Source organism: Allobosea sp. P1_A7 (genome assembly GCF_056406775.1).
Genome location: NZ_JBFTZN010000103.1, coordinates 1 through 17571 on the forward strand (window position 1 = coordinate 1; position 17571 = coordinate 17571).

The 17571-nt window shown below is 60.8% G+C and carries 28 protein-coding genes; 24 read left to right on the plus strand and 4 right to left on the minus strand.

Annotation, left to right across the window (positions count from 1 at the left end; all coding sequences use genetic code 11):
• Positions 1 to 797 precede the first annotated feature (797 nt).
• Positions 798 to 1064, minus strand: a complete 267-nt coding sequence (locus AC1D34_RS18715) for a hypothetical protein (protein ID WP_476824979.1) — start codon at positions 1062 to 1064, stop codon at positions 798 to 800.
• Positions 1065 to 1500: 436 nt separating this feature from the next.
• Here AC1D34_RS18715 and AC1D34_RS18720 point away from each other — a divergent pair, with 436 nt between their 5' ends.
• Together AC1D34_RS18720 and AC1D34_RS18725 are read left to right on the plus strand one after the other, a co-directional pair.
• Entirely contained in the window at positions 1501 to 1701 is a 201-nt protein-coding gene (locus AC1D34_RS18720; RefSeq protein ID WP_476824980.1) for a hypothetical protein, read from the plus strand.
• Positions 1698 to 1907: a hypothetical protein gene (locus AC1D34_RS18725; protein ID WP_476824981.1), complete on the plus strand. Its 210-nt coding sequence runs from the start codon at positions 1698 to 1700 to the stop codon at positions 1905 to 1907. The genes AC1D34_RS18720 and AC1D34_RS18725 overlap by 4 nt, the downstream gene beginning before the upstream one ends.
• Positions 1908 to 2490: 583 nt before the next feature.
• Here AC1D34_RS18725 and AC1D34_RS18730 read toward each other — a convergent pair.
• Together AC1D34_RS18730 and AC1D34_RS18735 are read right to left on the minus strand one after the other, a co-directional pair.
• Positions 2491 to 2745, minus strand: coding sequence for a hypothetical protein (locus AC1D34_RS18730; RefSeq protein WP_476824982.1), 255 nt, complete (start codon positions 2743 to 2745; stop codon positions 2491 to 2493).
• Between the two features lie 7 nt (positions 2746 to 2752).
• The gene (locus AC1D34_RS18735) at positions 2753 to 2980 is read right to left on the minus strand and encodes a helix-turn-helix domain-containing protein (RefSeq protein ID WP_476824983.1); all 228 of its coding nucleotides are present in this window, start codon (positions 2978 to 2980) and stop codon (positions 2753 to 2755) included.
• A 648-nt stretch (positions 2981 to 3628) separates the two neighbouring features.
• Between AC1D34_RS18735 and AC1D34_RS18740 the strand changes: the two genes are divergently transcribed.
• From AC1D34_RS18740 to AC1D34_RS18810, 15 genes are all read left to right on the plus strand, one after another.
• Positions 3629 to 3943: a hypothetical protein gene (locus AC1D34_RS18740; RefSeq protein ID WP_476824984.1), complete on the plus strand. Its 315-nt coding sequence runs from the start codon at positions 3629 to 3631 to the stop codon at positions 3941 to 3943.
• A gap of 224 nt (positions 3944 to 4167) precedes the next feature.
• On the plus strand, positions 4168 to 4368 hold the full coding sequence (locus tag AC1D34_RS18745) for a hypothetical protein (RefSeq protein ID WP_476824985.1): 201 nt from the start codon (positions 4168 to 4170) through the stop codon (positions 4366 to 4368).
• Positions 4369 to 4663: 295 nt separating this feature from the next.
• Positions 4664 to 4855, plus strand: a complete 192-nt coding sequence (locus AC1D34_RS18750) for a hypothetical protein (protein ID WP_476824986.1) — start codon at positions 4664 to 4666, stop codon at positions 4853 to 4855.
• 821 nt (positions 4856 to 5676) lie between these two features.
• The gene (locus AC1D34_RS18755) at positions 5677 to 6165 is read left to right on the plus strand and encodes a hypothetical protein (protein WP_476824987.1); all 489 of its coding nucleotides are present in this window, start codon (positions 5677 to 5679) and stop codon (positions 6163 to 6165) included.
• A 2-nt stretch (positions 6166 to 6167) separates the two neighbouring features.
• Entirely contained in the window at positions 6168 to 6554 is a 387-nt protein-coding gene (locus AC1D34_RS18760; protein ID WP_476824988.1) for a hypothetical protein, read from the plus strand.
• A 248-nt stretch (positions 6555 to 6802) separates the two neighbouring features.
• Positions 6803 to 7333, plus strand: coding sequence for a hypothetical protein (locus AC1D34_RS18765; protein WP_476824989.1), 531 nt, complete (start codon positions 6803 to 6805; stop codon positions 7331 to 7333).
• A 105-nt stretch (positions 7334 to 7438) separates the two neighbouring features.
• Positions 7439 to 7777, plus strand: coding sequence for a hypothetical protein (locus AC1D34_RS18770; protein ID WP_476824990.1), 339 nt, complete (start codon positions 7439 to 7441; stop codon positions 7775 to 7777).
• A 483-nt stretch (positions 7778 to 8260) separates the two neighbouring features.
• On the plus strand, positions 8261 to 8605 hold the full coding sequence (locus AC1D34_RS18775) for a hypothetical protein (protein WP_476824991.1): 345 nt from the start codon (positions 8261 to 8263) through the stop codon (positions 8603 to 8605).
• Positions 8602 to 8985: a hypothetical protein gene (locus tag AC1D34_RS18780; RefSeq protein WP_476824992.1), complete on the plus strand. Its 384-nt coding sequence runs from the start codon at positions 8602 to 8604 to the stop codon at positions 8983 to 8985. Before AC1D34_RS18775 ends, AC1D34_RS18780 begins: the two co-directional genes overlap by 4 nt.
• A gap of 28 nt (positions 8986 to 9013) precedes the next feature.
• Positions 9014 to 9388 (plus strand): hypothetical protein, encoded by a 375-nt coding sequence (locus AC1D34_RS18785; RefSeq protein ID WP_476824993.1) that lies wholly within the window; start codon positions 9014 to 9016, stop codon positions 9386 to 9388.
• A gap of 262 nt (positions 9389 to 9650) precedes the next feature.
• On the plus strand, positions 9651 to 9956 hold the full coding sequence (locus tag AC1D34_RS18790; protein WP_476824994.1) for a hypothetical protein: 306 nt from the start codon (positions 9651 to 9653) through the stop codon (positions 9954 to 9956).
• A gap of 455 nt (positions 9957 to 10411) precedes the next feature.
• Complete coding sequence (locus tag AC1D34_RS18795; protein ID WP_476824995.1) at positions 10412 to 11062, plus strand: hypothetical protein; 651 nt, start codon at positions 10412 to 10414, stop codon at positions 11060 to 11062.
• A gap of 809 nt (positions 11063 to 11871) precedes the next feature.
• Positions 11872 to 12309: a hypothetical protein gene (locus AC1D34_RS18800; RefSeq protein ID WP_476824996.1), complete on the plus strand. Its 438-nt coding sequence runs from the start codon at positions 11872 to 11874 to the stop codon at positions 12307 to 12309.
• A complete protein-coding gene (locus AC1D34_RS18805; protein ID WP_476824997.1) occupies positions 12302 to 12832 on the plus strand; it encodes a hypothetical protein in 531 nt (176 codons plus the stop codon). The genes AC1D34_RS18800 and AC1D34_RS18805 overlap by 8 nt, the downstream gene beginning before the upstream one ends.
• Positions 12825 to 13061, plus strand: coding sequence for a hypothetical protein (locus tag AC1D34_RS18810; protein WP_476824998.1), 237 nt, complete (start codon positions 12825 to 12827; stop codon positions 13059 to 13061). Before AC1D34_RS18805 ends, AC1D34_RS18810 begins: the two co-directional genes overlap by 8 nt.
• Positions 13062 to 13130: 69 nt before the next feature.
• On the opposite strand, the gene AC1D34_RS18815 is transcribed toward AC1D34_RS18810, so the two are convergent.
• Positions 13131 to 14255, minus strand: coding sequence for a hypothetical protein (locus AC1D34_RS18815; RefSeq protein WP_476824999.1), 1125 nt, complete (start codon positions 14253 to 14255; stop codon positions 13131 to 13133).
• 274 nt (positions 14256 to 14529) lie between these two features.
• Here AC1D34_RS18815 and AC1D34_RS18820 point away from each other — a divergent pair, with 274 nt between their 5' ends.
• From AC1D34_RS18820 to AC1D34_RS18850, 7 genes are all read left to right on the plus strand, one after another.
• Positions 14530 to 14670, plus strand: a complete 141-nt coding sequence (locus AC1D34_RS18820; protein ID WP_476825000.1) for a hypothetical protein — start codon at positions 14530 to 14532, stop codon at positions 14668 to 14670.
• A 93-nt stretch (positions 14671 to 14763) separates the two neighbouring features.
• A complete protein-coding gene (locus AC1D34_RS18825) occupies positions 14764 to 15081 on the plus strand; it encodes a hypothetical protein (RefSeq protein ID WP_476825001.1) in 318 nt (105 codons plus the stop codon).
• Positions 15082 to 15201: 120 nt separating this feature from the next.
• Positions 15202 to 15519: a hypothetical protein gene (locus AC1D34_RS18830; protein ID WP_476825002.1), complete on the plus strand. Its 318-nt coding sequence runs from the start codon at positions 15202 to 15204 to the stop codon at positions 15517 to 15519.
• Positions 15519 to 15830, plus strand: coding sequence for a hypothetical protein (locus AC1D34_RS18835; protein ID WP_476825003.1), 312 nt, complete (start codon positions 15519 to 15521; stop codon positions 15828 to 15830). Before AC1D34_RS18830 ends, AC1D34_RS18835 begins: the two co-directional genes overlap by 1 nt.
• Before the next feature lies 1 nt (position 15831).
• Positions 15832 to 16119 (plus strand): hypothetical protein, encoded by a 288-nt coding sequence (locus tag AC1D34_RS18840; RefSeq protein WP_476825004.1) that lies wholly within the window; start codon positions 15832 to 15834, stop codon positions 16117 to 16119.
• Between the two features lie 197 nt (positions 16120 to 16316).
• Positions 16317 to 16460, plus strand: coding sequence for a hypothetical protein (locus AC1D34_RS18845; RefSeq protein WP_476825005.1), 144 nt, complete (start codon positions 16317 to 16319; stop codon positions 16458 to 16460).
• 246 nt (positions 16461 to 16706) lie between these two features.
• A partial coding sequence (locus AC1D34_RS18850; RefSeq protein WP_476825006.1) for a serine hydrolase domain-containing protein occupies positions 16707 to 17571 on the plus strand: 865 nt, incomplete at its 3' end.

Consider the following 17571-nt stretch of genomic DNA (forward strand, 5'->3'; position numbering starts at 1 on the left):
TGGGTGGCTCCATCACTGGGATGCAGGTCAGACGGGTTCAACATGTGAGTTCTGTCGTTGCGTTAGGGGAGCGTCGCATGCTTGTGAGGAACAACACCTCAGAGATGTCTGGCTGCGCATCGCGGTCGTGCTTGCTCTCGCCGCGTTCGTTATCATCCCAATGCTGCCCAAATAAGAGCGCGGGCCGGCAGGCCACTGGATCTGGCCGGACGGCGAAGCCGCGCCGCCGCTAAGTCAACTCCGGGACCAAGAGTGGATACTTTCCTGGAGAAAAGCTCAGGCTGAGGTAAGCAAAGATGCCCGGCCCGAAGGCCGACGCTGCAAATGTCGGGAATTGGGCCAACTCCGGTCGCCTGACACTGAACTTCAAATGTCTCGGTCGATTTTTCCCGTCCGACCCCGGTCCGCAAGCTGACGTTCGATCAAAGCGGCACCACACGAAGAAGGCAAAGGCCTGCTCCGCATTTGTGGGTCATGGTTCCTGGGCCTCCGCTTGCGGATGCGCAACAACTTCACTCGGCAACTCGTCGTCCCATGTCTAGCCCAATCACAGGGGCAGCGCATCGTCGTCGTGGTTGGGGGTGTTATTTTTACGGGCATTATTACATAATCGAGCGCGCGCTATGATTTGATTGTTTGCAGATTTGCCAGTTAAATTGGGGAATGGAGGCTCGGAGGCGGCCCGGAACGGGAACGCCTGAGGCGAGGCGAGGCGAGGCCCGGCGGGGAATGGAGGAAGCCGGCGGCTCAGGAAACCAGCGGGGGCGCTCTTTTGATGACGCTCGCCGTCTTCGACTTCATCGCATCGCATTTTGGAGGGCGAGGCAGAGGTACTTACGCGCAAGGCTGTAGAGCTTGCCAAGGCCGGCGATATGACCGCGCTGTGGCTGTGCATGGATCGGCTGGCGCCCGCTCGTCGCGACCGACCCGTGACGTTCGACCTTCCTAGGATCGAGACTGCCGCCGATCTGCGCAACGCCACGCAGGCAATCCTGGAGGCGGTCACAGCGGGGGAACTGACGCCATCGGAAGCCGCCGAACTCGGCAGGCTGGTCGATGCCCACGCAACGCCATCGAGGTCACCGATTTGCATCGCAGGCACGAGGCACTCGAAGGAGGGCGAGCATGAGGAAGGCCACCCACCTTCGCCTCGCCAAGCTGGAGGCCCGGCGCCGGCCGGCCGTTGGTCCCGTCGCCCAGCAAGAGATCGACGCGCTCGTGGCGGCTATTTTGGCTGATCCAGAATGGGCGGAGCAGTTCAGTCCCGAGTTAATCGGGGAGCCCGGCCCTCACGCCGTCGCAGCAGTCCGCACCACGATGAGGGCAGATACATGACCGACCTCCAACGCCGTTTCAGGGTACTGGAGCAGCGGTATGCTGGCGGCAATCGGGCAGCCATCGCGTTCGTGCTCTGGGAGCGGTCGGCGGAGGCCCTCCAGCAAGCAGGCTTACGAGCGAGCGCTCGCGGCTGGAGCCCTGAAGCGTGGCGATCCGACCGTCATGGGCGTGATGCGCGAGCCTGCGGATTTGCCGGAAGCCCGATGGAGCGATGTGCCTGGGCTTTCCGACACTGAGCTGGCGGCGTTTATGCGCACGACGGGCGACCTGGTCGATCAAACGCCGAGCGGCCGTGTGCGGTTGATGTCCGATGCCGAGTTGAATGCCGTCATCATGGCGAGCGCAGCGAGGCCGGCGCCATGACGCGATTGTCAGAGCGCATTGCGAAACTGGAGGCAATACGCGCGAGCAGTGGTGTGTTCTTCATGATCAGTAACCGTCCGCCCAGCGATGCGGAATGCGAAGGCACGATTGCCGAGGATGAAGCGGAACTGGGCCGCCCCCTAACAGGAGCGGAATGGCAGGAGCATTTTGAGCGGCTATCGCTCGCCGCGCAAATCGCCTCATGATCAGGTCATCAACCAGGCGTTCAAGCTCCGGCGTCAGCTCTGCGACCGTGGGGCGATCAATAGCCTGATCTGGCAGAAGCCTAAATGGATGCGCCGCCACGCCTTCGACAAGAAGGCCGAGCGGATCGAGACCTCAGAGGCGAGGCTCCACGCCCGCCTTTGTCGGCCCCTAGCTCGGCTTCAAGCGGAGTGACTGTTGGAACTGCTTCTTGCGGAGCAGCCGTCGGCTGCCTAGGCTGGGGAAGTGGGAGGGGAAGCTCTATCTGACGCGGGTACCGATCAATCTCAGCCGTGGCAGCTGAGTTCCGATAGCAGCCTTTGAGGTCTTAGAGCTTCCCCTCTCCGTTGGTTCCGGGATTACTGTGGCTGTGCAGCAGCCTCGTTGCTGTCATCTCAGGGGGCAATAATCTCGTTTCGGCTTCAGCGACCGCTCTATCTTAGAACTGAATTCCTAGCCCAAGATACCACGTCGCAAATGCCGAGCCTCTTCGTTTGGTGCATCCCGCAAGTGGTACTATTTGCACTGGGCTAGCCGCGCGATCTGCTCGGAATTCTGGCCGAACTGCCAGTTTTATGAACCTCTCTATCCCACCACCCGGTTCCAGGGCCTCAATGCCGCAGATGGTTCAATTGCGGATCGGGCGGCCTTGAAGGTTACTTCCGCGTCCGGCACAGCGCCTTGCTGCTGTTCAAGAATGAGAAGGGCGATTTCGTAGATCTCCCTTACGTCGGCGGGCTGCAATACGCATTTCTGCACCAGGGAGCGCAGTAGGCCGGCCATGGTTGCGGTGGAGACGAGGTTTGCTGCGGCGATGCCATGTGAGGAGGCAAGGGACATCGCGTGCTCATTGTGCCGCTGGATGTGCAGGTTCCCGTACATTGTAGCCGTCCGCTGCGTACAAAGTTATTTTGTTACGCAACGTGCGGATGGAGATGCCGAGCAGCGAGGCCGCATGGGTGCGGTTGCCGCCGGTTTTCCGCAGCGTGGCGAGGATCAACCGGCGCTCGACGATGGCAACTGGCAGGCCAACGAACTGATCCACGACGGCTTGATCAGCATCGAGCGCTCGCATGGTCACGGTCCTTTCCAGGCCCCCGGCTCTGATGGACACCTTAGAATGGCGCCCGCCGTGGTTAAGAAGCGGTAAATCGGCATTGTGCGCGGGTAAGGGGGGACCGCGCGGGGATCGGCGCTCGCCGCCTCCTGCACGCGAACCCCGGCCTGATCGCCATGGTCGGATGATCACTGCAGGAACCCGCGTGGGCGGGATGTTGGCGCCGCACTGAGCCGGCGAGGGCTAACGCTGAATTGCGCTCGGTGTTCGCGTCATCGAAACAAGCTGGTCGAAGCTATTGCCGCGGAGCCACGGCCTATTCAGAAGCCATGCTGGTAGCGCCTGCGCACTGGAGCTTCAGGGACCTGCGGCATGCCCCAAGCCGCAAGAAGCCAGCCTGGGCAGGGGCAAGCAAATCTTTGGCGGAGAGCAACAAGCGGCGGACGCAGGGGCAGAGTATTCGGGGGGGGCGGTCGTCGAGGCCGATCTGCCATGAACATAAGACGTCAAGCGGCTGCGGGCTGTGTGCTTGTCCCCATCTGTCGCCGGTGTCGAGGTCCGTGCCAGTCGGGCGATCGACATCGCTCGCGTTCAAGGACGAGCCCGAGTGTCAGTAGGCGAGGGCAATATGATGAAAGCACGAACGCCCATTCAAGGGGCCAGCAGATGCTACGGTTACGTGCGCTCGGCCTGCACCAAGCGCGCCCTCCGCCCCATGGAATAACCCATGGACTCAACACCATCTGCTACATCATCGCCAGCGTCGCCGGTGTCGTCGGCGTTGCGACGCTCATCAACGCCCGGCTTGGCACCATTCTGGTGCTTGTTCTCCCGATCGGGCTGCTGATTGTAACCGGCTTCAACCCCAGCATCCTCGGGCTGCTTATCGTCGGATCCGCCCTGACCGGGTGGGGCGGGGGCTTCGTGCTGAAATTGGTGATCGAGAAAGTGCGGCGCTTCTTGCCCACGACGTTTCGGTGACGGACCTCTAACCTTTGTCTTATTGACTTGATCTCGGCTCGCCGATCATCTTTACGTTCTCATGCCCGAAGGCACAGAAGGGGGAACGCATGCGCTCCCGGAACGTGATCGACTTCGCGCAAGCCCGCGAAGCCCGAGCCGATCCCCACTTGTATGGCCTCAGGCTCGGGCGCACCTGGCGTTCCCAGGTCACGGCCCGGGAAATCACACCCATCAGAGCACTCATGCGCAGCCCTGCGGGCTGGGATGCCGCAGTCGACGCCACCAGCGAACTGATCGTCGCCCATGTCACGTGTGGCGTGCCTGGTGTCCCGATGCTGTCGGATGACGTACAGGGCGAAGCCTTGTACCACATGCTTGAAGGCGTGATGTGGGCGCTCACAGAGCCCGACCTGACGGGCGAAGGACGACGAGACGATATCTGATCTGCGGGATCGGTGGTGGGCCGATAGGGACGGCGGCTAGCTAGTGCCAGGGAGCAAAGGGGCATTTGGGGACAGCGGCTCCGCGGCGATGCCCGACAGCCCGCCTGCTGGAACTCGCACGCCCGTGCCGGGGGCTCCGATGGTAACCAAGGCTGATCTCACGGAGCGACTGCTCCAACTCGCCTCACGCTCCGATGGGGCCACGTTTGGCCTACTCTCCGAGGCTGCCAAAGCCCTTGCTCGCATGTCCGCGCCAGCGGTGGAGCTGCCCACCCCGCCAGCAGCACCCGCTGCCGTGGAGACCGCGAAGGCGCACGGCAACGACCTCTCGGACATGCTCGTTGACACTCAGGTCATGGCGATGGACGCGGTCGCCTCTATGGAGCAGCGTGCTGAGATGGCAGAGGCCGCCCTCGAAGCGATGCGCAAGGCACATGACGCTTTCGAGGCCGCGCGGCCAGGATGGCGCACGCGCTTGATGAGGTGAGGGCCGCGACGGTWGCCCAGCTGCCGCCCCCCAGCATCTCCGCGACGGAGTGCCTCCGCCTCGTCAGTGCCGCCACGGACGGCCCGGAGATCAACGCAGTCAAACGCTTCTTTCGGCGAAGCGTGGCATGAACGAGCATTGGCTAATCTTGTCCTTACTTGACCAGACTGCCTTTCGTGAGCACCATGGGGCCTTATACGACCTTCACTGAGTCGCTTCGACGGCGCGATCCGTAGTAGCGGATAGATCCCACACTCCCCGGCGCAAAGGCCCCCCAGCTTGCCGGGTGCAGAAGACCCCGTAGCGCCGACCTCCAGCTGGCGTCTACGGGGCTTTTTCCACGCTGCTGTGCAATTAATTTCACTAGAACCGGATGAATGATGGCTGCTAAATCAAAGCTCGGCTGCTGCAACGCGGCGACCGACTCACTGACTGCCGGGGTCGTTCTCTACCGCCTGATGGCGTGGGAGCCCCGGATCGAGCGGGACGGACGTAAGTGGATGGCCCGCTCCCGCTGGCCAGTTCCAGTTGGCCCTGTGGGGCCAGGTCCAGTCGGCCCTGGAGGGCCAACTCATAAAGAAGATACTTCGTATCTCCTTGAAGGAGAGAAAGAAGGAGAGACTGAAACGCAATCGGGTTTTCAACCCGAGTGCCAGGGAGACCCTGAAGTCCCTTCAACAGATCCCGGTCTTCTCCCGAGTTCTCCTTCACTCCCCCAAACCCCCTCGCTCCCTCAGCCCGCCCCAGCCGCTCACAAGCCCGCCAAGGGCGGCAAGGCTGCCAAGGCTCACATCACCCCCAAGACGACCGGAGACCAGTCCATGAAGGCCAGCGACGTGATGGCGTCCGTCAAGGCGARGAAGCTCCTGAACCAGCCCGACTCGGCTACCGGCCTGAAGCAGGTCTGGATCGACACCGTGCAGGAGGTGTACGGCCCGAAATACTTTGGCCCGTTCACGATGAAGCAGATGGGCCAGTTCAAGCATCTGCTGAAAGCCTGTCCGGGTGGCCGTGGAGCCGCAGTCGTGTCCTGGGCCATCAGGCACTGGATCAAGTTCGTGAAGGCCGTGGAGGAGGCTGCAGGAGTCAAGACGACGCCAGCGCAGCCGAGCATCGAGTTCCTGCTCAAGCATGTCGGCATCGCGATCAACCTCGCCTTCCCGGTCGAGAAGAAATCTGCAGGGAAGATTGTCCCGAAGGCTGTTCAGTACACGCCTCCTGTGCAATTAATTTCGCAACCAGAGCCGGAAGAAGACAAGCCGAAGACGCTGGCAGAGCTGATGGCCATCCTGAACGCCCCCGGAGAGTGACTATGCCTCACGTCGATCCCTTCAAGTCGGGCGTGCTCGACAAGGAGCGCCATTCGCAGTTGATCGCGGATGTCGACAACTACGCCCGCGATGCCGGCATCCAGTCGCAATGGGTTTGGACGCCTCTCGCCACTGCCTGCGGGCCGGACGAGATCGAGTACGCCAGGCGCTTCAAGCGCTATGTCGGCGACACGACCGTGGCCGGGCTCTGCCTCACCGGCAAGGCCAGCGAGGGCGTCGAGATGAAGATGGCGGCGCTCGCCGGCTGTTTCGTCCGCAACTTCATCCGGGCGAACTTCTTCCGTCGAAGGGGAGGGCGGATCGGTCGCGCCGTGGCAGGTACGGCTTCACCGCCTGATCGGTCATCCCAGTGGATTGCCGAACGATGAGAAGATCGGGTGCCGGTTCTTTTAACCACACTCGGTCATTTTGCGGTTTATTGAATATTGTTTGCGCTTTATCCTTTTTTATCAGCAGCTTACAGTTAGAGTATACACATCAATCGGTTCGATCCAGACCAAGGAGGGTCGCCCAATGACTGCTAAGCCGCCAACCCGCTGATATACGCAGAGGCCACCGTCGGGGCGATGATAAGCTGACCGGTGGCTTCGATAGTCCGACCGTGGAGAGTGCAGAAATGGCTGATGTCGACGAGCTTTACAGCAAAGCCGTCTCCTTGTCCGAAGCGTTCGATGAGAACTTCTTCGAACTTGGCCGCACGCTTATGGCCTTAAAGGACGCTCACCCCGAGAAATACCAGCAGGCCGTTAAGAAAGCCGGACTCGGTACTCGCAAAGCCTACTACCTGGTCAACATCGCGCGGGCGTTTAACGGTCTCGGCGTTCCCAAGAACCGACTTCATCGTGTCGGTTGGACGAAGCTGCAGCTGATCTGCAATCACGTCACTAAGGTCAATGTCGATGAGAAGTTGACGATGGCCGAGAAACACACCGTTGCGGAGATCAACGAAATTCTTCGCGGCGAAGATCCACTAGCTAACGCCAAGACCGTCCTTCTTAGGTTCAGTCCGAAGGAGTATGCTGAGTTCCAGAAGGCGCTACTAGAGCACGGCGGCAAGCGTTCGGGACGCGGGATCGTAGATAAGGAGAAAGCACTCCTAGATTTGATCCAGTCAGTGTCGAACGGCTTAGACAAGCCAAAGAAGTAGACGGTTCAGCCGGCTCCAAAGTTAGTGGCCGGCTTTTCCTGAGCACGGTTGTGCAATTAATTTCACATGGTTCGCAAGCATCGCGGCCCAAACCAGGAGAAGACCATGAACATCGACACCCAGTCCGTGATGGACCTGATCGTTAGGAAGATCGTCCAGGACAAGATCGCTCTCGTCCAGCACCTGGAGAGCATGGATGCAGTCCTCGACTTCGACGGCCAGCAGAAATTRCTCCGGGAGTACCAAGGCGGCGTCCAGGCGCTCCACGTCCTCACCGGACAGATCACGCATGACGGCAAGCAGATCGCCAACAGCAACGTTTCCGAGCACGGCGGCAGCCCACTGATCGCGGCAGACACCGTTGCCCAGCTTGAAGAGCAGCTAAGGAAGAACATCTACCCGTCGCGGCAGGAGTCGTTCCCCACGCTTAAGAAGAGAGCCTGACCATGAGGGGCAGAACGATCACATTCGTCAGCCCCGTCAGTCTGAGCACRGAGACCCCACGATCATCCAAGTGGGGTTTCCTCCTCATGCAGGGAGCAGGGCAGACGCTCTCACTGGAGTATGACACGTACTCCGAAGCCATCGCGGCAAGACAGGATATCCTGAAGCTCCCAAGCACCTACAAAGTCCCCTCCAAGACGCTCTTCCAGGCCATTACAAAGGCGCTCACGGCGGCAAGCAAGGAAGGGACACCAACCCCCATAAAAGACCCAGATACAGAGGACACAGGAGAGCAGGGAGACAAGAGCAAGGACGACCATCGAAACCGTCCACCAGTCACCGAGCTTCCGTAAAGTCCCAATTCACCATTCCCGAAAATTCAGCTGGGAACAGAACCCGATAGGTCAAACGCTATTGCCACGGTGAAACTAACTGCAAGGATGTAGTGGTAGTCAGCACGGGTAGCCAAGGAGGGCTACCGCAATGAAACCGATCACCGCCTACGCCTGCATCGCCCTCGCACTAGCCGCTCTCGGAAGCGATCCAGTAGTCGCTCAGCCGCTCAAAGACGGCAAATCGTCGGTGTTCAGTTGCAAGTTCCCGAAGACCGGCCAGGTCAAGATCGACTACGGCAAGGGCGGTCCGACAGGCGTCGTGGTGACGATGAAGGGGCGCACGCACGCCTATTCGACGGGCAGCTATTTCATCGAGCCGTCTGACGAGAGCCTGCCGACCCTGGCGTTCAAGCCCGGCATGAAACGCTGGGCCATCCTCGACGACACGATGGAAGAGGTCGAAGTCGCGCAGTGCAAGGAAGTGCGCTCGTGAGCAACGTCGTCGAGATGTTCAGGGGAAGGCCGACACCGCCAAGTCCGCCCCCGCCGGCCGAACCCAGCTTCACCTGCCAGGAGACCCTGCCGAAGAGTGGAGCCCACTGGCGCGGCACCATCATGGTGGGCCTGTTCCTCGGGTTTGGCATCATGCCGATGACCGCGATCCACCCCTGGCTCGGCATCGGCTTCACGATCTGGATGTGCGCGGTCGCCGTCTACTTCATGCTGTTCGGCATTCCCGGCTTCTACCGTGTCGCCGAGTGCCTGGATTGCGGCACCGAGATCCAGATAGCGTCCCATGACAAGGGCACGAATTGCGAGGGCTGCGCCAGACGCCTCGTTCTGAAAAAGGACAAGACGTTGTTCTATGTCTAAGCAACCCTAGTCAGCTGGGGAGTCGAGAATGGCTATGTCCAGGACTGTGCCTCTCGCCGCTCTTGCCGCTCTTGCTCTTGCACTGAGCCTGGGTATCGCCTCGGCTCCTGCCCAGAAGGTGGACCAAGAAGTCGGGATCAGGCTGTACACCCAGCTGGCGTATTATCACCAGGGCTGCTCGATGATCTCAGGCAGGCTCCCGAACGAGGTGATCCAGCATGTCATGGGCCGGGCCGAGATGATGGGCTTCGATATCGACGACGAGGACCATGATCGCCGGGTAGAGGTGGAGCTAAAGCGGATGCTCACCGCGCTGGATCGTGCCAGCAGTACCAACAGAGAGCGTAGCTGCCACGCGACCCGCCTCTCGCTCATCGACATGTACACGAAGGCAACGCAGTGAGACCGACGCACGAAGAACTTTCCGAAGACCTCCGTGACCAGCTGACCCATGCGGTGTTCTGGCTCGGATATCTGATCGACAGCGAGCAGGTCGCGCCATGCCCCACGACCAAGGTGAACCTCCTGCGCAGGCGACCCGCCAGGCCGCCATGCGCCACCCGTCGCGGTCACGCTTGAAGAGACCATCGAGCAGGCCAGGGCGGCGATCAAAGCCTGGGAGGCGAGGAGGGACTGATTTTTTCTGTCGCGGGGGGTGCAAATCGATGAGGCGGTCAGAATTCAAGCGCGGCCAGAAATGGCGCGTCGTCCGCAACGGCTTCAGGCTCTACGGCATGAGGCTGAGCGGCCCGAACTGCTACCAGAGCTGGAGCATGGTCCTCCCGGCCGGAACGGTACTGACCTGTGCCGGGATCGGCGCGAGCCTCAGCGACGACGTACCGATGATCAAATGGCTCGACGAGCACGGCGAGGCCCTGAATGGCTGCGGGTTCAAGACGACCGGCAGCATATGGTCGAACGTGCCCGTCGAAGACTTCCTGGAGCGGGTCGTGAAGCAGAAGGCCCGTTGACTTTTCCTGTTGCCGACGATTGCAATTAATTGCATTCGTTGCCCGGCCCACTAACGTAGTCGCTGTCACCCCGTTCACACCGCCAAAGAGGGCACAGTGAGTCCTGCTGATGTTCGGGGCCAGCCGTAGCGGCAGGGGCCTGACCAACAAGGAGCCCGCCCTGATGGCCATGCTCGTCGCGAACCGAAGGGCCGATGCCAGCAAGAAGAAGCTGAAGGCCGTCGCCTGACCGAGCGAAAACGATGATGCGGGCGTTTTGGCTGAGAATAACAACAAATCGGCAGTCACCGACAATCCGCGCGGCGGGCTTCATGCGACAAGCAGCCGTTGCCATGGAGCCAAGCCTGAAAAGGCTACTCATCGCGGCGCATTCAAACCCTGGTCGTTGCCCGGAGGCCGCTCATAGGCGAGCGAGCTATACGACGGTACGGCTGCAAAGCACTCGGAGACTGGCTGTGATCCGTCTGATCCAAACTAGCCTGCTGCTCGCTGCGATTATTCCTGGGGTTGCGTGGGCTCAAGGCTCCCCAACGAATGCCGTCGAGGCCGTTATGTCTCAGTTTGAGGGCACAATAGCCGTCGCCCATACCCCGACATTCGCGGAGGGCGCTCTCGCGGGTTGCGGTATCGAATTCAATACTCTGGTGCGAGACTGGGCTGTCCGGAAAGGCTCCTATGAGAAGGTCTCCGGCTCGTTTGGTTTCCTGATGGCGAATAACAAGGTGATCTCGCCGGTTCTGAAGGTTGTAGTCCACGAAGTTGACTCCGCAACCATGGCGCTAACCCCAGCGGCACCCAAGCGCGCCTACGTGATAGCCGAAGGAAACTCGAACTATGCGTCGCTGATCAAKAGCTATCCAWCCGACACGCCAGGCGCATTGTTCACGCTGTTCAAGACAGAGCCGTCGACCTCGATGTTTTTCGGTGCGCTTTCGGATGGGAAGCTCACATTGAGATATGGCCGTACCCCCTCGGGGATCGACACTCCCCTGAGCATTGACCTCTCAGTCGTTAAGACGACGGACGACGGCAAGCGCGTGAAATCAGGTCAGCCGGTATCCGAGATGATGGCCTGCATGAAGAATTTGTTGAAAGCCGCGCAATAGCGCGCGGCGATCCTCGCGGTGACCGAGGCCGCTCGACCAGCCTCGCAGCATGCAACGCCGGGCGCCGTCACTGCCGACGATGCCGTAGCAGGACGATAGTGGGTGTGCCGCCTCTGCCTGGGACGTCACCTCCACTTGATAAGGATGGCTTTGCATGCCCAAGTTCTCGCGAATTGACGTGAGGGACGCCATGTTACTGAAACAGAAGCCTACGGCGCGGGCAGCACTTACTATTGCGTTRTGCGGGTTGCTAGGGAGCTGTGGCGATGAGTGCAGTTCTTACTCTAAATTCACCTGTAAGCACATCAACACTGCCGACTACAATGTGATGTTCTCTTTTCCATCGGGGACCGAGCAGTATAATCTCGGGAAGGCCAAGGGATTGAGCCAATGTGGGCAGATCGCGCATAGCTTCGCCGCCTCCAAAAAACTCTCACCTAATGACGGTTGGGGTTATGTTTGTTGCATGATTGCGAAAGGCAGCTCCTGCTACGAGAAGCATCGGTAACGCTTGGTCACTTGCTCATGTTTGCCGGTGACGCTGCCATCCCTGCGACCGTCAGGCTGCCGGTTCTGGCGGGCAAGGGCTATCCTCCGGCCCTGATCGGGCGGTGTCACTCCGGCTTCATCGCGCCAAAGGTGGATTGACCTCCGACCGCACGCGCGTGGTCCACGAAATCAAGCACGCCGGTTGGCGGCTGATGGTGCGACGGGACGGCTCCGGGACAGAAATTCGCACGGTCGCTCTGCAATTAATTGCAAATTATACATGTCCTGTTAGACGGAAAGACAGCGCCGAGGAGGGCCGCATGCCCCAGGAGACCAAGATGACGATCCCGATAACGACGGGAGGACAGACCCAGGTCCGCAAGCATCTCTGGGAGAGACCGCCGGAAGGACAGGGCTACGGCCTCACCCGCTGCCAGCATTGCAAGCGCACGACCAGGGAGATCGTCGTGCTGGGCGACCCCGAGCACTGTCACGGAGAAGAGACCTCCGTCGTCGACCTGCGGCACTTCGACGGCCCCGTCCAGAAGCCTCAGCCCGAGAGCATCGAGCGGATGTCGCATGAACGCCTGGTCGAGGAGCTTGTCCGCCGCGTCGTCCTGTCCGGCCTGACCGAGGAGCCCGACGTGAAGGCACATCACGGCCTCATGCAGCTGAAGGCCCGCACGGAGATCCTGCAGCGTCTGTCGGCGAGCGTTGTGACATTAATTGCACAGGCAGGAGTGAGGCCCGATGCGTGACCAGCCCGTAAGGCGCAAGACGCTGCTCACCATGGATGTGAAGGAGCTGCGCGACGAGGTCCGCAAGCTGCGCAAGGAACGCCTGCGACTCCGCTTGAGGCTCGACCAGGCGAAGCAGAGCCCCGAGCGCTACATCGCCGAAGGCAACAACGGCGGCAGCTACGTCCAGCTGCAGAACGCCTGGGACGGAACGGGCAAGCTGAAGGAAGGCATGGTCTTCCTCGAAGTCGGCGAAAGCTGCGTCCGCACCATTGACATGGAGATCAGTGTCGCAGCACTTGCCTGTATCCTGACGCAGGTGAAGGATACCGGCTTCCAGACTGTACTCGTCCAGTACCTGGGTGGACCTGGCGCTCGTGGCTGCCCTCCGATTGTTCTCGACAGAGACCCGACCCAGTCCCGAATGGGACCGGATGGAACAGATAAGAACAGGCCTGTCCGTAAGTGGCAGGATCTCGCAAGAACGGAAGAACGTCCCGCGAACGACTCAGAAACGACGCAAGGACCGTGCCGTCATGTCTGACACGCTCACGCGCCCAAGAGCGCACGCCCCGCGACTGCATGCTCCGCTCCAGGTGATCGTCCATCTCAGCGAAGGCGAGGCCAAGGCGCTCGCCCTGATGGCCAGCGCGCTGGGGCCGACCGAGGCACGCTCGCCTCTGGCAAGGGCGCTCGCCCGCGTCAGGGAAGAGATGAACATCGCCAAGTCCCGGCACCGCAACATGACGAAGCACGCCAGGCCCCCTGTCTGAGTTCGCCACCTGCTCGCGTCGGCCCCGAAGTTCTGCTTCGACGAGCCGCCGCCGCCGATGCTCGCCCCGCTACTCGGCCGGCGTGTCGCCGTATTGTCCGGGGTACTCCTCGGCGAGAGCCTTCGCCCGGTGGGCCATCCCGCTCACGAGGTAATCCAGATCCCTTTGTGACGCGAGTACCAGTTGCTTGATCTTCGCCCGTATCTCGCCGTTCTCAAGAAGGAACAGAGTGTCGTTCCAGGCGATGGCATGAAGGAATTCGTCGCCATCGCGACCGTGGAACTTCTCAATCGGCCAGCGTTCACTGACGACATCGGTGCCATAGGCTGCGAGCCGAAAAGCCGGATCGGAGTGATCAATGAACCTGTCTGCCTCCCCACGCCAACGGCGAAGGTAGGCTTCCGCGAAGGCTCGTCGCGCGCTTCGAAATTTCGAGTAGCCATCCTCCTTTTCGATCCCCCCTGGACCAACCCATTTCTCTTGCACCGCCTTCCATAGAAACTCCTGATAGATCCTCCGTCGCTTCGCATACTCGACCTGAGACATCTCCCCGTTCTCTTGTTTGGGGGGCTTCAGGCGCTCAGGTAAACCGATCTCGAACGGGATGCGGTCGATGCTCGCCAGGGCGCTCGCCCATCGCTCAGTCGCCGGAGCCTGCAGGTACAGATCCCAAACGGCTTCGATAGGTTTCCTATGCTCCCAAGCGCTCCAGGACTCGTGAAATGTCTTGTCTTTCAGCAGATAGCGCAGGCGCTCGTTGTAAACTCCTGAAGAGCATGCATCCCACCACGTGTCCTCATCCAGGTCGATTTCGTTCGAGAAGATCGACGCAAGAACGAATGCGTCCATCGTCGGGTTGGACATGAGCGCTTCCATTTGATCGCGCGTCGCCTCGCTCAGCACATCCTTGAGCCGATCGGTTGGCACGAAAACTCCATTGCGATTGCTCATCAGCGCCAAGCGCATAATCTCGCCGCGGTCCCATAGCTTTCCGCCCATCCAGTTYGTCGCGAAGCGTGCCAGGCCGAGGTCGATAAGCGCCTCGCCTCGTGCGAGTAGGCGCTCGACCACAAAATCAGACAGCGCCGGCGACCGGTATGCCGGCTTCGGGAGCTTCGACAGATAGTCATAGACAACCTCGGGCGCGGACAGCGCTAATCGTTCGGCTTCTAGTCGCTCTTCCCAATGTTGCATCTCGTCCCCTCTATCGTCGCCAACGTGTCGAGCACCTCGTTGCGCTCAATTTAGGCAAGGGCCATGCCGAGAGCTATGTCGTTTCTTCGAGCCGGTCCTGGTGAATTTTGTGGATGGCGGCACGACGCCAATTCCGAGCGTGCATGTTCGTTGGTGATGTGCAATTAATTGCAAACCGACCCGACAGAGGTCCGACGGAGCTTGGTCACTGACCAAGTACCGAACAAGTACCGAACAAGTCCAAGCCTGAACTCCAAACTCCGCAGGAGCCGTCATGAAGTCCTTCAGCCTCGCCTCGCACATGTTCGCCCTGAAGTCCGGTGTCAGCTGGGTCGCCATGTCCCTCGCCACCGATGCAGTTCACCAGAGCGTCAAGCGTGTGACGACCGATAAGTCCTTGTTTCTGAAAGCATAATTTCTGCAATTAATTGCATTTCCCCTTGCCTCCGTCCGGCCCACAAGTACGATGGAGGCATAGGGAAATTTCACCACAACCAAGGAGGGTTCGGTGAGCACGATCCGCTACGAGCAGAGCGAATTGAACGTTGTAGCCGCCAGGCAGGCCCACAAATTCCAGGCGGAGACGCTGGCGAAGATGTTGGAGATGGGCTGGCAGGTGCAGACGGTGAAGTCGATTGTCATGGGCATCCGGGTGACGGTGGTGACGGTGTCGCACCCCCACGGCGGCTTCGGCATGATCTGCCCGAACGGCATGTTCGCCCGTCCCATCAAGGGCAAGAAGTCGGTGTCGTGGAACTGGCAGAAGATGAAGGATCTCGCCGAGGCGACGATCCCCTGCGCCATCGTCCCCACGAGCACCCGTTGATCAGAAGATGACAGCAAGGCGGCCCGCAGGGGTCGTTTTGTGCGTTCAGGGGCGTCGCGTGCCCCCCGTTGGCCAGAAGCCCGAAGCCGCACGCAGAGCAAGCCCATGGAGGGGCAGATCATGTCGCAGTACCTCGTCTACCTGAAAGAGCAGTCCCGAGACACGCATCAGGAGTTCTTCGCCCTGGGCGGCTCGTCCGCAGCCATGAAGTTCCTGCAGAAGCAGGACTGGCCGATCACGCCAGGCTCCACGACCAAGATCGTCGTCGTCGTCGAGAAGCCGAGCGCCGGCAAGATCACCGAGTACACCTTCGAGGGCGTCCCGGTGATGTCCTGGAAGAAGGCCAGCACGAATGTGACCAAGGGCGCGGGCGCAGCCAGCGGTCCCGACTACGACGCACCCGACGAGGGCAGCGACGACGAAGACGGCGAAGAGTGATGGGCAAGGTCAGAAAGCACATCAAGAACGACTGCGCCGGCCTCGCCCAGTGGATCGGCCGCAAGGTCCGCAACCACCAGCCGATGTCGGTGCGTGAGGCGAATGGCGAGGTCGTCTCGACCAAGTCGAAGTTCGCCAACCCGGCCATCCAGCGGGCAGGACGCAGGATGCCCAACGGCAAGGCGCATCTCGTCGCGGACGATCCGACCAAGGTGATCTATGTCACCGGGGCGGGCCGTGCCTTCGAGCTGTCGGTCCGCGAGATCACCGTCGAGGAGATCCCTATGCAGCTCGTCGCAGTGGGAGCCTGACATGCCGTTCAGACAACGCATCCTCAGCTACGAGCTGAAGTCGAAGGACGACCGCATCGTCGGCAAGAACGATGGCTACGCCGTCGCCAGGGTCGCTCCAGGCATGAACGACGCGGTCGACTACGCCAGGCTCTTCGCCCAGGCCCCGGCCATGGCGACCGTCATGCTCGAACTCGTCCAGAACCGCAGCACCGGCATCCTGCACCCGGAGGACAAGGCCATGCTGCGGGAAGTCCTGATCAACGCCGGCATGCTCGCGCCAAGCGAAGCCGAGGAGAGCCAGCCATGAAGAAGATCATCGTCACGGGAAATCCGGTCGATAGGCTCGGGTTTCATCGATCCGTTTAACGATCTCGACGCAGCCATCGACTATCCCGACACCAGGCACAGCCGCAACGAGGGGTGGGTCACGGGTGATCTGCAGGAAGTGGAGGTCGGCTCCGGGGAAGACGATGGCGAAGATGAAGAGGTAGAGGAGGCCGCGTCATGAAGTCAGTGACGGAGCTTGCCACCATCATCGACAGGGTGAAGCGCGACCTCGTCGTCCTGAGATGGCTGGGCATCAGCGTCGTCGGCGTGCAGTGTGCGACCCTGATCTCCATGGCCGTCGCGATGCTGTGCCCCGAATGACGCCGGGGTCATGCCCATTTGCTGACGTTTCGAAGGTCGCAGGAGGGGTGGGAAACGGACGTTGGCTCAGCCGGCCGGCATCGGCGTGCGCCAGTCGTCCACGTGCGCCGAAACTGTGAGCGCTCCGTCGGTGCGTGCTGTTTTCCCGAGGCCCGGGCATCGCTGGACAGTGAACACGCTGTAAGCAGGAAAGTGGCGTAACAATAGAGATGGCGGGCAACTATCACGGAAAGGCTAGGCACCCCAATGAACCCCAATCCCACTCCGCCCTCGTTTGGTTTGAATAAGGATGCGCTCGCCCGGCTTGGCGCGTCTATTGAGGCCGACATCGACAGCGGGAAGCACTTTGGTGCTTCGATCCTTGTCGCCCGCCACGGTCAGGTGGCTTACCAAGCGAGCTTCGGAACGGTGGCCCCCGGTCGCGCTCCATCAGGTGACGACCGATACCTCCTCATGTCGATGTCAAAGGCATACACCGCGACGCTAGTCCTCAAAGCAATCGACGAAGGCCGTTTCGGCCTCGATACACGCATCGCGGACCTCGTTCCCGGGTTTGGCGCACTGGGCAAGCAGCGGGCGACCCTACGGCAATTGCTGGCACACACCGCCGGGCTGCCGTTCGGTCTCGTCCCGCCTCCGCTGGGACTGGACAAGGCCGGCAACCTCGCGGTTAAGGCTGCCGCGATGTGCGCATTGCCGGCGGCCTACAGTCCCGGAACCAAATGCATCTATACCTCCGGCTTGGGCTACGATCTGCTAGGCCAAATCCTCGTCAATACCGATCCGAAAAAGCGCGGTTTCAATCGTATTTCCCAAGAGGATTTGTTCACACCGTTGGGCATGACGGACAGCAGCTTCGGGTGCGCCACCGACGATCCTCGGCGGGTTCCGGTGTCGTTTACTGAAGCGAATGTGGGACCCACCACACCGATGCTTCTGCGCGTTTTCAACGAGTTCCTTACCGGGGAAGCGGAGATGCCGAGCGGGAATGCGTATTCCACGATCAATGATGTCTTCCGTTTTACAGAAGTCTTCCGGGGGCGCGGGACGGCGCACGGCCAGCGCGTTCTCTCACCCGCGCTCTTCGACTATGCCCGGCAAGACCATGCAC

Coding starts and splice junctions, on each gene's coding strand:
- AC1D34_RS18720 (WP_476824980.1), top strand. CDS start 1,501: ATGGGCGTGATGCGCGAGCCTGCGGATTTGCCGGAAGCCCGATGGAGC.
- AC1D34_RS18725 (WP_476824981.1), top strand. CDS start 1,698: ATGACGCGATTGTCAGAGCGCATTGCGAAACTGGAGGCAATACGCGCG.
- AC1D34_RS18730 (WP_476824982.1), bottom strand. CDS start 2,745: ATGTCCCTTGCCTCCTCACATGGCATCGCCGCAGCAAACCTCGTCTCC.
- AC1D34_RS18735 (WP_476824983.1), bottom strand. CDS start 2,980: ATGCGAGCGCTCGATGCTGATCAAGCCGTCGTGGATCAGTTCGTTGGC.
- AC1D34_RS18740 (WP_476824984.1), top strand. CDS start 3,629: ATGCTACGGTTACGTGCGCTCGGCCTGCACCAAGCGCGCCCTCCGCCC.
- AC1D34_RS18745 (WP_476824985.1), top strand. CDS start 4,168: ATGCGCAGCCCTGCGGGCTGGGATGCCGCAGTCGACGCCACCAGCGAA.
- AC1D34_RS18760 (WP_476824988.1), top strand. CDS start 6,168: ATGCCTCACGTCGATCCCTTCAAGTCGGGCGTGCTCGACAAGGAGCGC.
- AC1D34_RS18765 (WP_476824989.1), top strand. CDS start 6,803: ATGGCTGATGTCGACGAGCTTTACAGCAAAGCCGTCTCCTTGTCCGAA.
- AC1D34_RS18775 (WP_476824991.1), top strand. CDS start 8,261: ATGAAACCGATCACCGCCTACGCCTGCATCGCCCTCGCACTAGCCGCT.
- AC1D34_RS18785 (WP_476824993.1), top strand. CDS start 9,014: ATGGCTATGTCCAGGACTGTGCCTCTCGCCGCTCTTGCCGCTCTTGCT.
- AC1D34_RS18790 (WP_476824994.1), top strand. CDS start 9,651: ATGAGGCGGTCAGAATTCAAGCGCGGCCAGAAATGGCGCGTCGTCCGC.
- AC1D34_RS18800 (WP_476824996.1), top strand. CDS start 11,872: ATGCCCCAGGAGACCAAGATGACGATCCCGATAACGACGGGAGGACAG.
- AC1D34_RS18805 (WP_476824997.1), top strand. CDS start 12,302: ATGCGTGACCAGCCCGTAAGGCGCAAGACGCTGCTCACCATGGATGTG.
- AC1D34_RS18810 (WP_476824998.1), top strand. CDS start 12,825: ATGTCTGACACGCTCACGCGCCCAAGAGCGCACGCCCCGCGACTGCAT.
- AC1D34_RS18820 (WP_476825000.1), top strand. CDS start 14,530: ATGAAGTCCTTCAGCCTCGCCTCGCACATGTTCGCCCTGAAGTCCGGT.
- AC1D34_RS18830 (WP_476825002.1), top strand. CDS start 15,202: ATGTCGCAGTACCTCGTCTACCTGAAAGAGCAGTCCCGAGACACGCAT.
- AC1D34_RS18835 (WP_476825003.1), top strand. CDS start 15,519: ATGGGCAAGGTCAGAAAGCACATCAAGAACGACTGCGCCGGCCTCGCC.
- AC1D34_RS18840 (WP_476825004.1), top strand. CDS start 15,832: ATGCCGTTCAGACAACGCATCCTCAGCTACGAGCTGAAGTCGAAGGAC.
- AC1D34_RS18845 (WP_476825005.1), top strand. CDS start 16,317: ATGAAGTCAGTGACGGAGCTTGCCACCATCATCGACAGGGTGAAGCGC.